19 protein-coding genes and 1 pseudogene are annotated in these 13,270 nt (G+C 69.9%); 13 read left to right on the plus strand and 7 right to left on the minus strand.

All coding sequences use genetic code 11. The annotated features are described in order from the left end of the window. Positions 1-106: 106 nt before the first annotated feature. Positions 107-475, minus strand: a complete 369-nt coding sequence (locus OO68_RS34065; protein WP_033313119.1) for a GntR family transcriptional regulator — start codon at positions 473-475, stop codon at positions 107-109. 149 nt (positions 476-624) lie between these two features. On the opposite strand from OO68_RS34065, the gene OO68_RS34070 reads away from it, so the two are divergent. The 12 genes and pseudogenes from OO68_RS34070 (at position 625) to OO68_RS46430 (ending at position 7,111) form a co-directional block, all read left to right on the plus strand. Further along, positions 625-978 carry an SCO3933 family regulatory protein gene (locus OO68_RS34070; protein ID WP_033313121.1) on the plus strand — a complete coding sequence of 118 codons (354 nt, stop codon included), beginning with the start codon at positions 625-627 and terminating at the stop codon, positions 976-978. A 2-nt stretch (positions 979-980) separates the two neighbouring features. Then, positions 981-2,187: pseudogene (locus OO68_RS42610) on the plus strand (FtsK/SpoIIIE domain-containing protein). An 82-nt stretch (positions 2,188-2,269) separates the two neighbouring features. Next, positions 2,270-2,965 carry a DUF2637 domain-containing protein gene (locus OO68_RS34080; protein ID WP_033313122.1) on the plus strand — a complete coding sequence of 232 codons (696 nt, stop codon included), beginning with the start codon at positions 2,270-2,272 and terminating at the stop codon, positions 2,963-2,965. Between the two features lie 19 nt (positions 2,966-2,984). Next, positions 2,985-3,179 (plus strand): hypothetical protein, encoded by a 195-nt coding sequence (locus tag OO68_RS34085; protein WP_033313123.1) that lies wholly within the window; start codon positions 2,985-2,987, stop codon positions 3,177-3,179. Position 3,180: 1 nt separating this feature from the next. Continuing rightward, positions 3,181-3,372, plus strand: coding sequence for a mobile element transfer protein (locus OO68_RS34090; protein WP_031108984.1), 192 nt, complete (start codon positions 3,181-3,183; stop codon positions 3,370-3,372). A gap of 13 nt (positions 3,373-3,385) precedes the next feature. After that, positions 3,386-3,541 carry a hypothetical protein gene (locus OO68_RS45765; protein WP_106974487.1) on the plus strand — a complete coding sequence of 52 codons (156 nt, stop codon included), beginning with the start codon at positions 3,386-3,388 and terminating at the stop codon, positions 3,539-3,541. A 24-nt stretch (positions 3,542-3,565) separates the two neighbouring features. Then, the gene (locus OO68_RS34095; protein ID WP_033313125.1) at positions 3,566-3,889 is read left to right on the plus strand and encodes a hypothetical protein; all 324 of its coding nucleotides are present in this window, start codon (positions 3,566-3,568) and stop codon (positions 3,887-3,889) included. Positions 3,890-3,978: 89 nt separating this feature from the next. Continuing rightward, on the plus strand, positions 3,979-4,167 hold the full coding sequence (locus OO68_RS34100) for a hypothetical protein (RefSeq protein WP_033313127.1): 189 nt from the start codon (positions 3,979-3,981) through the stop codon (positions 4,165-4,167). Further along, complete coding sequence (locus OO68_RS34105; protein ID WP_033313128.1) at positions 4,160-5,317, plus strand: replication initiator; 1,158 nt, start codon at positions 4,160-4,162, stop codon at positions 5,315-5,317. The genes OO68_RS34100 and OO68_RS34105 overlap by 8 nt, the downstream gene beginning before the upstream one ends. 2 nt (positions 5,318-5,319) lie before the next feature. Further along, positions 5,320-5,517: a helix-turn-helix transcriptional regulator gene (locus OO68_RS34110; RefSeq protein WP_033313130.1), complete on the plus strand. Its 198-nt coding sequence runs from the start codon at positions 5,320-5,322 to the stop codon at positions 5,515-5,517. Next, positions 5,517-6,752, plus strand: a complete 1,236-nt coding sequence (locus OO68_RS34115; protein ID WP_033313131.1) for a tyrosine-type recombinase/integrase — start codon at positions 5,517-5,519, stop codon at positions 6,750-6,752. The genes OO68_RS34110 and OO68_RS34115 overlap by 1 nt, the downstream gene beginning before the upstream one ends. 203 nt (positions 6,753-6,955) lie before the next feature. Further along, on the plus strand, positions 6,956-7,111 hold the full coding sequence (locus OO68_RS46430) for a hypothetical protein (RefSeq protein ID WP_157852779.1): 156 nt from the start codon (positions 6,956-6,958) through the stop codon (positions 7,109-7,111). Positions 7,112-7,136: 25 nt separating this feature from the next. On the opposite strand, the gene OO68_RS34120 is transcribed toward OO68_RS46430, so the two are convergent. The 6 genes from OO68_RS34120 to rpsB all read right to left on the minus strand — a co-directional run bounded on the left by OO68_RS34120 (position 7,137) and on the right by rpsB (position 12,397). Next, a complete protein-coding gene (locus tag OO68_RS34120; RefSeq protein WP_033313133.1) occupies positions 7,137-7,586 on the minus strand; it encodes an SRPBCC family protein in 450 nt (149 codons plus the stop codon). 135 nt (positions 7,587-7,721) lie between these two features. Further along, positions 7,722-8,849 (minus strand): phosphatidate cytidylyltransferase, encoded by a 1,128-nt coding sequence (locus tag OO68_RS34125; RefSeq protein ID WP_078625623.1) that lies wholly within the window; start codon positions 8,847-8,849, stop codon positions 7,722-7,724. Then, on the minus strand, positions 8,849-9,406 hold the full coding sequence (gene frr / locus OO68_RS34130) for a ribosome recycling factor (protein WP_006136598.1): 558 nt from the start codon (positions 9,404-9,406) through the stop codon (positions 8,849-8,851). Before frr ends, OO68_RS34125 begins: the two co-directional genes overlap by 1 nt. Before the next feature lie 164 nt (positions 9,407-9,570). Then, entirely contained in the window at positions 9,571-10,329 is a 759-nt protein-coding gene (pyrH, locus tag OO68_RS34135) for a UMP kinase (protein ID WP_003993277.1), read from the minus strand. Between the two features lie 184 nt (positions 10,330-10,513). Then, complete coding sequence (tsf, locus tag OO68_RS34140) at positions 10,514-11,350, minus strand: translation elongation factor Ts (protein ID WP_033313135.1); 837 nt, start codon at positions 11,348-11,350, stop codon at positions 10,514-10,516. Positions 11,351-11,527: 177 nt separating this feature from the next. Then, positions 11,528-12,397, minus strand: coding sequence for a 30S ribosomal protein S2 (rpsB, locus tag OO68_RS34145; protein WP_033313137.1), 870 nt, complete (start codon positions 12,395-12,397; stop codon positions 11,528-11,530). 273 nt (positions 12,398-12,670) lie between these two features. On the opposite strand from rpsB, the gene OO68_RS34150 reads away from it, so the two are divergent. Next, a complete protein-coding gene (locus OO68_RS34150; protein ID WP_078625625.1) occupies positions 12,671-13,261 on the plus strand; it encodes a M23 family metallopeptidase in 591 nt (196 codons plus the stop codon). Positions 13,262-13,270: the final 9 nt, after the last annotated feature.

Genomic DNA, 13,270 nt, shown 5'->3' on the forward strand with positions numbered 1-13,270 from the left:
AGCCACGCGATGCCGCTGACCCCGGCCGAAGTGGTCGAACTCATCAGGGAGGTCAGAGAGCTTGGCGAGGAGGTGGCCGCGCTCGGGAATCGAGCTGAGGCGTTGGTCAGTCGTCTTGCGCCTGGTTCCGCACCAGTTGCTCAAGTTGATCCATCCGCTCGGCGAGCCGACGTACCTCCTGGCGGACGTCCGACAGGTATCCGGCGATCTCCTCGAACTCCGGGCTGTGCTTCGCCGGTCGAGGTTCGTCGGGAAGAGTGACGAAGCTGCCTTTGCCCTGGTGGGAGATCGCGTAGCCGTCCTCGCGAAGGCGTGAGATCGCCTGCCGGGCGACCGTGCGAGAGACGTCGTGCGTTGCCATCAGCTCGGTCTCGGACGGCAGCTTCTTGCCTGGAGCCAGCTCTCCCTGGCGGATGCGGCGCTTGAAGTCGTCAGCGATCTCCAGGTACTTCGCGCGTCCGGTGAACTCGGCCATAGCCCCTCTCAGTGCTTGTCGCACTAAGTGCAGCACATCCAACCGACAACAGTCGAGAACCACTTGACGTACTAAGTACTTCAGGTGCACTCTCGTGACAGGTCGACGTACTAAGTACGTCAAGTTCGACGACAGCTAGGAGCGCACTCATGCGTCAGATCCCCGTTGAGACGTCCGGCGCGACCGTGATGGTCGCCAAGGCCCCGCAGCCCAAGGTCCGTGACCGCCGGACCGGTGAGATCGCCACCGACGCCGACGGCGTCAAGCTGATGACCGTCGACGTGATCTTCGCGGCCAACGACGAAGTCGAGATCCTGTCCATCACCGTCCCGGAGCCCGGTATCTCCAGCGACCTGGCCATGGGCACCCCGGTCGCCCTGACGGGCTTGATCGCCAGGCCGTGGGAAAACGAGTTCAACGGCCAGAAGCGCCACGGCATCGCCTTCCGCGCCGTCGCCGTCACCTCGCTGGCCGCCACCGGCTCGGCATCCGAGGCGGCCTGATCATGACCTGGTTCATGGGCGCCGTGGTTGTGGTCGTCGCCGCTGCGGGTCTCCTGCGGTGGCGGCGCCCCGCCTGGTACTGGCTGACCTTCGGCGTCTTCGTCGCCTCGGTCCGGGTCCTGGTCCGCTACGCCTCGGTCATGGACGCCTGCGGACTGACGGTCCCGCCCTCGCGCTGGCGGCTGGCCTTGGCCCGGGTGGCCAACCGTCCGGTGCCCGAGTCCCGAGTGCCGCGCATCCTGCGGCTTCGGCCCACACGGACCGGCCTGGTCCTGCGGCTCAAGCTCCGCCCCGGCCAGGACGCCTTCGACGTGGCGGCGGCTACCGACCGGCTGCGCCACTCCTTCGCAATGTACGGCGTCACCTCCCGAGAGGTCCGCTCCGGTGTGGTTGAAGTGCGAATGACCGGCTATGACGTGCTCAAGCAGGTCCAGATGCCCGCCAAGACCGACACGCGTCCGATGCGGGTGCCGGTCGCGCTGCGCGAGGACGGCTCTGTGCACTACCGCGACTACCGCGCCGTCCCCCACGGCCTGACCCTCGGGGCCACGGAGTCCGGCAAGTCCGTCTACCAGCGCAACCTGGTCGCCGGACTCCCAACTCATCCGAGCCGAGCAGCGCATCAGCGTCGCCGTGCCGGATGCGGAGATCGCCGCAGACATCTGGGACCTGCCCGACAACATCCGCCCAGTCCCGGTCGTGGTCCTGGTCGACGAGGTCGCCGAACTCGCCCTGTTCGCCAGCAAGGAAGAGGAGAAGCGCCGCGACCGGATCATCACCGCCCTCGTGCGCCTCGCCCAGCTCGGTCGCGCGGCCGGTATCTACCTGGAGATCTGCGGGCAGCGCTTCGGGTCCGAACTCGGCAAGGGCATCACCATGCTCCGGGCCCAGCTCACCGGCCGCACCGCCCACCGCGTCAACGATGAAACCTCCGCCAACATGGCCTTCGGTGACATCTCCCCGGACGCCGTCCTGGCCGCCATCCAGATCCCCGCTGAGACACGCGGCATAGCGATCGCCGGTGACTCGACCGGTGGCTGGCACCGCATCCGCGCTCCGCACACCTCGCTGCGCCAGGCCGTGAACACCTGCAACAAGTACGCCGACCGCACCCCCGAGGTGCCTGCCCTGGCGCCGTTCCGGCCCGCGGCTGCGGCGCTGCCCTCGGCCCGGGGCCCGCTGTCCAAGACGGCACCTGCCACCGCCTGATCCATCTGTCATCTCCGGTCGGCGCGACCGCTTCGCGCCAGGTCCCTACCCCTCCCATGCCTCACGACAGGAAGGAGCCGTGATGGCCCGCCCCGCTCTCCGCGTCGACGCCGTCCTGGTCCAGGCCGTCATCGCAGGGGCGCTGTCCTTCGCCCACCTCCACGACCTAGCCGCCGCTGCCGGACAGGACGGCTGGAAAGCCTGGGCCTACCCGATCAGCGTCGACCTGCTCCTGGTCGCTGCCTGGCGGCGGCTCCGTGTCGATGGACCGTCGCGGCTGGCCTGGTGCTGGTTCGTGATCGCCCTGGTCGCCTCCCTCGGCGCCAACGTCGCCACCGCCGGACTCCTCGACCTCGACCATGTCCCGGCCTGGCTGCGCATCCTCGTGGCCGCCTGGCCCGCCCTGGCCTTCATGGGCGGTACCCTCCTCGCCCACTCCGCCACAGACCCAGTGCCGGAACCGCCGGCACCCGCAACCCCGGGCACCGAGCCGGGGCCTGAACTGGTCACCGAGACCGACCCCGAGCCTGAGCCCGAGCCGCTTCCAGCGGTCGACCACACCCCGGCCCTCCCGGCTAGTGAGCCCGCCCGGGCTGAGCCTGCCCCAGCCGAGCCCGCTCCGGCCTCGCCGGTCCCGGCCGCGCTGGTCGACCACGCCCGCAAGGTCGCCGACGACCACCACGCCCGCACCGGTACCCCGATCGACACCGACACCCTGCGCGCCCGCCTCGGCGTCCCGCCCCAACTCGCCGACGCCATCGCCGCCCAACTCGCCTGACATCGACGGGAGCCACGCCATGACCAGTGACCCGGCCGACCTGACCGCCGCCGACCACCTCGACGCCGCCTACGAGATAGCCGCCGCGAACCGGCCGCTCCTCGCGCACCTGCTCGCCGAGGAAGCTGCCCGCCGCACCGCCGACCCGGCCACCGCCGCCGCTATCCGCGCCGCGTTCCCCGACCCGGCCCTGACCCGCAAGGAGACCGACTGACATGCCCGCCCGCGACCACTTCCACTCTGTGATGCGCATCGGCCCGGTGCAGATCGGCACCCACCGCGACCGCCACGGCCAGACCAAGTACGCCGCCGTGTGCACCGCCGACCGCTGCGGCTGGTCCTCCGACTACTCCAGCCAGTCCGCTGCCCAGCTCGCCGCCCGCACCCACCGCTGCCGCGTCCGCTAGGAGGCCCTCCGCCATGGAAGTACCGCTCTGGCTCGCCCTGCTCGTCGTCGGCTACCTCGGCGTCAAGCTCATCCGCCCGCCCGCCTGGCTCATCACCGTCCTGCTGCTCGGCGGCTTCCTCCTCGCCGACAGCGTCCTTGCCCCCGCCATCGACACCTTCATCAAGTAACCACCCCGGAAGGGAGAACCGCTGATGTTCCGTCCGAAGATCCCGACCATGCCCACGCCGACCGGCCACGTCAGCACGCCCGCAGTGGTCGAGCCGACCACCATCGTCCCGGCCGCCCAGACCCCGCCCCCCGCACCCGTGGCCCCGGTCCCCGCGCCGTCCCGGCCGACGGTGCAGCTCACCCCCGGCACCGCGCTCGCCCTCGTCGGCGGCGGCACCGCCGTGGTCCTGGTCGTCGGCGCCGTCCTGGTCTCCATGCTCCTGGCCGTCGCCATCACCGGCGCCTCGCTCGCCGTCTGCGCCGTCGTCCTGCGCTCCCTGCTCGCCTCCGAGACCAAGCGACGCTGACCGGCCCCCGGAGCGGCATCAACCGCCAAGTCTCATCCGCTCCGGGCGCCGTCCCTGTCCGATCCAACGAACCGGAAGGAACCCCCAGCATGCCGCACCCCACCGCCACACCGACGCCCCGCATCTGCCCCAACTGCGACGGCTTCGCCACCGCCGCCATCACCACCGGCAGCCGCGACCGGCACGGCCAGCTGCCCACGCTCACCATCGACTGCCGGGCTTGCGACGGCCAGGGCACCGTCCCCGCCCGCCGCGTCCGGGAGGGTGCGCGTGCCTGACCTGCTCGACCCGACCACCCTCGGCGACCTGCTGAGGGTGGCTTCGGCCCCCGACTACCACCGCTGGCACGAGCAGATCCGCCGCACCGGCCGACGCGACATCCCATCCACCGTCCGCGACCACCCCCGCGTCTTCGCCACCCTCACCGCACCCTCCTTCGGCCGGGTCCACAACCGGCCCGACCATGGCGTCTGCCGCTGCGGTGTTCGCCACGCCCCGGACGCCCCTGAGCTGGGCACCGCCCTCGACCCGGCCACCTACGACTACGCGGGCGCCGTGCTGTTCAACAACCACGCCGGGCAGCTCTGGCAGCGCTTCACCAACCGGCTCCGCCGCGAGATAGCCGCCCGCGCCGGCATCACCCAACGCGAGCTGAAGGAGTGCGCCCGCCTCTCCTACGGCAAGGTCGCCGAGTTCCAGAAGCGCGGCGCCGTGCACTTCCACGCCGTCATCCGCGTCGACGGCCCCGACGGACCCGACACTCCACCGCCCGCCTGGGCCACGGTCGACCTCCTCGCCGACTCCATCCGTGCAGCTGCCGCGCACTCCTACACCTCGGTCTCCGTCCCGGCCGCCGAGGACCAGCCCGCCCGCACCTTCCGCTGGGGCACCCAGCTCGACGTCCGGCCCGTGAAGGCCTTCGGCGACGGCTCCGCCATCACCGAGCAGGCGGTCGCCTCCTATGTGGCCAAGTACGCCACCAAGGCCGCCGAGAACACCGGCACCCTCGACCGGCGTATCGGCGAACTCTCCGAGCTCGACCGCCACGGCGTACCCGAGCACACCCGCGGCCTCATCGAGGCCTGCAAGGTGCTCGATCCGCTGTACCCCGACCGGCGCCTGTGGGCCTGGGCTCACATGCTCGGCTTTCGCGGCCACTTCTCCTCCAAGTCCCGCCGCTACTCCACCACCCTCGGCGCCCTCCGCCAGGCCCGCGCCGACTACCGCGCAGCCCAGGAACACGCCGCCCTCGGCCTCGAAGACCGCGAGCCCGACACCGTCCTCGTCCTGGCCGACTGGCAGTACGCCGGACACGGCCACACCCCCGGAGAATCCGCCCTCGCCGCCACCGTCGCCCGCGACCTCCAACGCAACCGCGAAACCGCCCGCGAAGCCCTACGCGACCAACTCATCGAAGAGGAGTGGTGACCATGGCCTCAGAGCTGCCGAACCGGTTCCTGACGCCTGAGGACCTGGTCGAGATGTTCGAACTGCCCAGCGTCGAGACCGTCTACCAGTGGCGCCGCAAGCGCACCGGCCCCCGCGGCTTCCGAGTCGGCCGGCATCTCCGCTTCGACCCGAACGACATACGGGCCTGGGTCGACTCCCAGCTCGAGGAGGCCGCCTAATGGCGGGGCACGTCCAAGACCGCTGGTACAAGACCGAGCCGGGCCCCGACGGCAAGCCGGTAAGGGTCAAGACCGAACGCTACGGCAACGGACTCCGCTACCGGGCCCGCTACGTAGGCCCGGACGGCACCGAGAAGAGCAAGTCCTTCCCAGACCGTCAGAAGCGCCGGGCGGAAGAGTGGCTGGCCGAGACGGCTGCCGACATGTCCCGTGGTCAGTACGTGGACCCCAGGGCAGCCCAGACAACCTTTCAGCAGTACGCGGAGCGCTGGATCACCGGTCAGACGACCGACCTGAACACACGAATCGGGGTGGAGACGCGTCTTCGGCTGCATGCCTTCCCTCGTCTCGGGGCGCGTCCGCTGGGGTCTTTCCGTCCAGTCCACATCCGCGAGTTCGTGCGCGACCTGGAGAACGGGCCGATGGGCGGCACCTACGCCCGCAACATCTACGCCAACGTCCGTGCCGTCCTCTCGGCCGCCGTGGATGACGGCTTCCTCGCCAGGAACCCGTGCTCGGCAGCGTCAGTGCGCCCGCCCGCCGTCTCGACTGCCCGGGTCGTTCCCTGGCTCCCGTCCCAGGTACGTGCGGTCCGAGCCGCCCTGCCTGAGCGCTACCAAGCCATGGTCGACGTCGGCAGCGGCTGCGGCCTCCGACAGGGCGAGATCATCGGTCTGGCCGAAGACACCTTGCAGCTCGACAGCGACACCCTTCGGGTCACCGCTCAGGTCAAGCTGATCCGGGGCGTCGCGGTCTTCGCTCCGCCCAAGGGCAACAAGGAGCGTGACGTACCGCTGCCGTCCTCGGTCGCCTCCGCCCTGCGCCGACACATGGAGAGTCACCCGCCCGTGGGCATCAAGCTGCCCTGGGGGAGGCCGGACGGCCCACTCACCGAACGACGTCTGATCTTCACCAACACGGCCGACGGAATCGTCTGGCGAAGCAACTTCAACGTCCACGAGTGGAAGCGCGCCCTCGCCGCCGCCGGCCTCATCCCGACGCCCGAACCCGGCAAGCCGTACGCCTCCGCCCGGCAGCACGGAATGCACGCCCTGCGCCACTTCTACGCCTCGGTCCTCCTGGACGCGGGCGAGAGCATCAAGGCCGTGAGCGAATACCTCGGGCACTCCGATCCGGCGATGACGCTGCGGGTGTACGCCCACCTGATGCCCAGCAGCACCGAGCGCGCCCGCCGGGCTCTGGACGGTGTCTTCGGCACGGCCCAGGAGCCCTGACGGCCCAGGGACGGCCCACCGGGCACAAGACAGCCCCCTACTGGCGACAAGACCGCTGGTAGGGGGCTTCTTCATGCCCGGAGCACATCAGTTCTCCGGGCTTAGGCATGGCCGTACCAGTGTCGCAGATCGATTCAGGTGACCTACGGCCCCGGCCGACGGAACCGAGTGTTCCTGCTCATGACGCCGGGCAAGCGCGAGCAATGACGTCCTTCTACGCGGCACCGGTTCAACTGGCGGAGAAGTGGCAAGGCCCCCCGTGGTTCAAGTGGGCCTTCCTCGGGGTGTGGGCCCTCTGCGGAGTGTTCATCCTCTTCAAGCTGCGCCAGAACGGCTGGAAGTTCCCCCGGCGACGCTGAGGCGTGCCCCCGGGGGCGGAGCGTCCTACTCCCCCGTCTGCTCCAGCCGATCCTTGAGGAGCTGCTCGTTGCGTGGGAGTTCCTTGCGGACCTGGGGGCGTACGACGAGGGGGACCAGGACCTTGCCCATGCCGTGGCCCTCGAAGTCGATGTCGATCGTGACGTGGGAGCGCCGGCCCTCGTCGTACGGCTCGACCTCGCCGTGCACCTGTGCCCGGACGGGGCCGTCCACGCCGCGCATACCCCAGCTGTGCGGCGGGTCGTACTCGGTGACCTCCATGGTCATCGGCATGACACGACGGCCGATGTGCCGGGTCACCCGGACCTGGGTGCCGATGCCGACGGGCCCCGCGTCGAGGCGCTCCGCGGACACGGCGCTCAGCTGCCACTCCGGCATGCGCTGGGTGTCCATGACGTACTGGTAGACCTCCTCCGGACGGCGGTCGACGTCGATGCTCTCTCGGATGATGGCCATGACGGCCTCCTTGGGAGACTTCGGGAGGTTTCGGGAGGTACACCTGCATCGTCCCACCTCGGACTCCCGGGCGTCTCCCCGGGACGACAGTGAGCCCCTGCCCATCAGGGCAGGGGCTCACCGGCAGCGGTCGTTTCAGCCGGACCCGACGAACAGTACGAGCAGCAGCCACACCACCGGAGCCGTGGGCAGCAGCGAGTCGAGCCGGTCCATGATGCCGCCGTGGCCGGGCAGCAGCGTGCCCATGTCCTTGATGCCGAGGTCCCGCTTGATCATGGACTCGCCGAGGTCGCCGAGCGTGGCGGTGACCGCGACCGCGAGGCCCAGCACCAGTCCCTGCCACCAGGCACCGTCGTCGATGAGGAACTGCATGCACAGCGCCCCCGCGACCATGGCGAAGGAGACCGCGCCCAGCAGGCCCTCGCGGGTCTTGCCGGGGCTGATGCGCGGGGCGAGCTTGTGCCGGCCGAACCGCCAGCCGACGGCGTAGGCACCGGTGTCGCTGACGACCGTGAGCAGCAGGAAGGTGAGCACCCGCTGCGCCCCGTCGTCCGCGGTCAGCATCATCGCGACGAAGGTCGCGAGGAACGGCACGTAGAACGCCGCGAAGACGCCGGCGGTGACGTCCCGCAGGTAGCCCTCGGGTGGTTCGGTCATGCGCCAGACCAGGACGGCCAGCGCCGTGAGCGCCATCGCGACCCACGCGCCCTCGGCACCCCGGACGTACCCGGCGACGACCATCGCGGCACCGCCGAGCGCGAGCGGCACGAGGGGTGCCCGGATGCCCTTGCGTTCCTCCAGCCGCTTGGTCAGCTCCCACAGGCCCACCACCACGGCCACGGCGACGACACCGACGAACACGGCCTTGACGACGAACAGCGAGGCGACGATCACCGCACCGAGACCGACACCGACCCCTATCGCGGCACTCAGGTCGCGACCCGCGCTCTTCTTCGGCGGCTTGGGTGCCGGCTGCGAGGCGTCGGGCATGGGCTCCGGATTCGTGTCGTTTCGGACCGGGGCGCCGCTCAGCCGAGCAGCCCCCCGGTCGTCATCCTGGTTTCCGCCGAAGTCGGTCACGTCGGGCACGATGGGCATGGGGCGAGTCTGAGGCGCTTCATACGCATCGTATGCGGGACCCGCCGGAGCGGCCCCTTGGACGTGCCCGTGGCCCGGACCCTGGACGTGCCCGTGACCATGCCCTTGGTCGGTGGGCCCCCAGTACCCGGCCTGTGGCGGCGCCCCCCAGGAAGAGTCGTTCATCAGACCTCGAGCAGCTCCGCTTCCTTGTGCTTCAGGAGCTCGTCCACCTGCGCGACGTACTTCGCGGTGGTGTCGTCGAGCTCCTTCTCCGCACGGCGGCCCTCGTCCTCGCCGACCTCGCCGTCCTTGATCAGCTTGTCGATGGCTTCCTTGGCCTTGCGGCGCACGGAGCGGATCGAGATCTTCGCGTCCTCGCCCTTGCCCTTGGCGACCTTGATGTACTCACGGCGGCGCTCCTCGGTGAGCTCGGGGAACACCACCCGGATGATGTTGCCGTCGTTGCTCGGGTTGACGCCCAGGTCGGAGTCGCGGATCGCCTGCTCGATGTTGCGCAGCGCGCTCTTGTCGAAGGGGGTCACCACGGCCATACGCGGCTCGGGCACGGAGAACGAGGCCAGCTGGTTGATCGGCGTCGGCGCGCCGTAGTAGTCGGCCACGATCTTGTTGAACATCGCCGGGTGCGCACGGCCGGTGCGGATCGCGGCGAAGTCCTCCTTGGCGACCACGACGGCCTTCTCCATCTTCTCCTCGGCCTCGAGGAGGGTCTCTTCGATCACCACTTGCTCCTGCGTGTCTTGAGTAGGCCCGGCTGCAGTTCCATGTGGGGCGGCGGCCGGCTGCGTCGCGTCTTCTTCTGAACGGTTCCCGACCGGCGGGACATTGTCCATCCCCCGGCCCGGCTCCGTCCCGTCCGTCCCCCGGACGGGGTGGTTCTCGGGTCTCAGTCCCGGCTGCCGGGGTCCCCCACCAGCGTGCCGATCTTCTCACCCTTGACGGCGCGCGCGATGTTGCCCTCCGCCAGCAGCTCGAAGACCACGATCGGGAGCTTGTTGTCGCGGCACAGCGTCACGGCCGTGGCGTCGGCGACCTTCAGGTCGCGCGTGATGACCTCGCCGTAGCCGAGGTGGTCGAACTTCACCGCGTCCGGGTTGGTCTTCGGGTCGGAGTCGTAGACCCCGTCCACGCCGTTCTTGCCCATGAGGAGCGCCTCGGCGTCGATCTCCAGGGCGCGCTGTGCGGCGGTGGTGTCGGTGGAGAAGTACGGCATGCCCATCCCTGCGCCGAAGATGACCACACGGCCCTTCTCCAGGTGCCGTACGGCGCGCAGCGGGATGTACGGCTCGGCGACCTGGCCCATGGTGATCGCGGTCTGCACACGGCAGTCCACGCCGACCTTCTCCAGGAAGTCCTGGAGGGCGAGGCAGTTCATGACGGTGCCGAGCATGCCCATGTAGTCGGAGCGGGCCCGGTCCATGCCGCGCTGCTGGAGTTCGGCGCCGCGGAAAAAGTTGCCGCCGCCGATGACGACCGCGATCTGCGCACCGTCGCGCACGACGGCCGCGATCTCGCGGGCGATCTTGTGCACCACGTCGGGGTCGACGCCCAGGCCGCCGCCACCGGAGAAGGCCTCTCCGGACAGCTTCAGCAGAAACCGGCCGCGCACTTTGCCGTCGTCGCTCTTCTGGGCCTTGGTGGTCATGGGGGATCCCGCCTCTTTCACGTGTTGCACATACCAAGAAGGCCATTGCCGGTGGGGCGTGTTTCGCATCCCATACGGCAATGGCCTCCTTGTCAGATCTGCTGTCGTCCGCCACTCATGTGACGGCGTACGCGGACGACTGCTGTCGACCCTATAGGGGTCGGGCGTCGAGCGCGGTACGGACTCAGATGCCGACCTTGATGCGCGTGAAGCGCTTCAGGGTGACACCGGCCTCGTCCAGGATCTTCTGGACGGACTTCTTGTTGTCGAGCGCGTACGGCTGGCCGAGCAGCGTGGCGTCCTTGAAGAAGCCGTTGAGGCGACCCTCGACGATCTTCGGCAGGGCGGCCTCGGGCTTGCCCTCGGCGCGGGTGGTCTCCTCGGCGACACGGCGCTCGGACTCGACGACCTCGGCCGGCACGTCCTCCTTGGAGAGGTACTTCGGCGCGAAGGCGGCGATGTGCTGGGCGACGCCCTTGGCGATCTCCGCGTTCGGCTTGTCCAGCTCCACGAGGACACCGATCTGCGGGGGCAGGTCGGGCATCGTGCGGTGCATGTACGCCGTCACGTAGCCGTCGGCGAACTGCGCGAAGCGGTCCAGGACGATCTTCTCGCCCAGATTGGCGTTGGCCTCGTCGACGAACGCCTGGACGGTCTTGCCGGCCTCGATCTCGGAGGCGAGCAGGGCCTCCAGGTCGGCCGGGGAGGTCTTGGCGACGTGCTCGGCGATGGTGTTGGCCACGGCCTGGAACTTCTCGCCCTTGGCGACGAAGTCCGTCTCGCACTTCAGCTCGACGATGACACCGGAGGAGTTGTCGTCGGCGATGATCGAAACGACGGCACCGTTCTCGGCGGAACGGCCCTCGCGCTTGGCGACGCCCTTCTGGCCCTTGATGCGGAGCGCCTCGACGGCCTTCTCGACGTTGCCCTCGGCCTCGTCCAGCGCCTTCTTGCAGTCCATCATGCCGGCGCCCGTGAGCTCACGGAGCTTCTTGACGTCGGCGGCGGTGTAGTTCGCCATGAGTCTGTGAATCTCTCTCGAAGTCTGGAAGATCGAAGATCTGCGGTGCGCTCCCCATGGAGCCGGGGAGTCCTGTCCTGCCGCTGACCTACGGGTGAACGGCGGGAGCGGACTTCACACCGCGCCGAAGGCACTGGTGATGCGGTACCGCTCCCGCCGTCAACTCGGACTGACGGGTCAGGCCTGCTCGGCCTCGGCCGGCTTCTCGGCCTCGGCGGCGGGGGCCTCGGCGGCCGGAGCGGCCTCGGCGGCGGGGGCGGCCTCGTCGGCCTTCTTCTCGCCCTCGAGCAGGTCGCGCTCCCACTCGGCGAGCGGCTCGCCGGCGGCCTTCTCGCCCTTGCCCTCGGTGGCGACACCGCTGCGGGCGATGAGGCCCTCGGCGACGGCGTCGGCGATGACGCGGGTGAGCAGGGTGACGGAGCGGATCGCGTCGTCGTTGCCCGGGATCTTGTAGTCGACCTCGTCGGGGTCGCAGTTGGTGTCGAGGATCGCGACGACCGGGATGTTCAGCTTCCGGGCCTCACCAACGGCGATGTGCTCCTTCTTGGTGTCCACGATCCAGACGGCGCTGGGCACCTTCTGCATCTCGCGGATACCGCCGAGGGTCTTCTCCAGCTTGGCCTTCTCGCGCGAGAGCACGAGAAGCTCCTTCTTGGTCAGACCGGACGCGGCGACGTCCTCGAAGTCGATCTGCTCGAGCTCCTTGAGGCGCTGCAGACGCTTGTAGACGGTCGAGAAGTTGGTGAGCATGCCGCCCAGCCAGCGCTGGTTGACGTAGGGCATGCCGACGCGGGTGGCCTGCTCGGCGATGGCCTCCTGCGCCTGCTTCTTCGTGCCGACGAACATGACCGTGCCGCCGTGGGCGACGGTCTCCTTGACGAACTCGTAGGCGCGGTCGATGTACGACAGCGACTGGAGCAGGTCGATGATGTAGATGCCGTTGCGCTCCGTGAAGATGAAGCGCTTCATCTTCGGGTTCCAACGACGGGTCTGGTGACCGAAGTGGACGCCGCTCTCCAGCAGCTCCCGCATCGTGACGACGGCCATGGCCGTATCTCCTTGATTTTCTCGGTTGTGCCGCGGATGCCGGACGGCTTCCGCGCCTGACGCCCACTGCGCGCCGTTCCACGAGGGACCGAGGGGCGCTGACACGGGCCCGTTGCCGGGGTTCGTGTCGGGGCGTGCGAAGTCGACCCGATGGCTCGGGTCGCCACCAGAAGTGTACGGGACCCGCGGGGTGCCGGGTGACGCCGTTGTCCACAGCCGCGCGGCCACCCACAGCCGCGAGCGGCGGCACCGGCACTCCGGGACGCTTTCCGCATGCGAGCGAACCGATGGGTGCGCGCCTGCGCCCGCCTGATCCTGCTGCTGATCGTCACGGCGACGGCCCTGCTGGCACCACCGCCACCGCTGTTCGCGGCGGACGCGCCTCCCGCGGAGGCCGACGTGCCGGCGATGGGCCGCACCTGGCCCGTCGGCCTGCGCCCCCGGGTCCTGCGGGGCTGGGAGCCCCCGGCGACGCCCTACGGCCCGGGCCACCGGGGCGTGGACCTGGCGGCGCCCGCCGGCACACCTGTTCGAGCGGTGACCGCGGGCCAGGTCTCCTTCGCGGGCCGGGTGGCCGGCAAGGGAGTCGTCTCGGTGGACCTCACGGGGACGGGCGATCCGCCCTTGCGCACGACGTACGAACCGGTGACGGCGACGGTCGAGAAGGGCGAGGAGGTGGAACCGGGTGAGGTGATCGGCACGGTGGACGCGAGCGGCTCGCACTGCTCGGCGGCCCCGTGCCTCCACTGGGGGCTGCGCCGCGGCGAGGTGTACCTGGACCCGCTGTCCCTGCTGCCGCCGTGGCTCCTGCACCGGGGCCCGTCACGGCTGCTTCCGGTGCCGGACACCCGGCCGCCCTCCTGAGGCCACCCC

The sequence above is a fragment of the Streptomyces iakyrus genome (genome assembly GCF_000717055.1).
GTDB lineage: Bacteria > Actinomycetota > Actinomycetes > Streptomycetales > Streptomycetaceae > Streptomyces > Streptomyces iakyrus.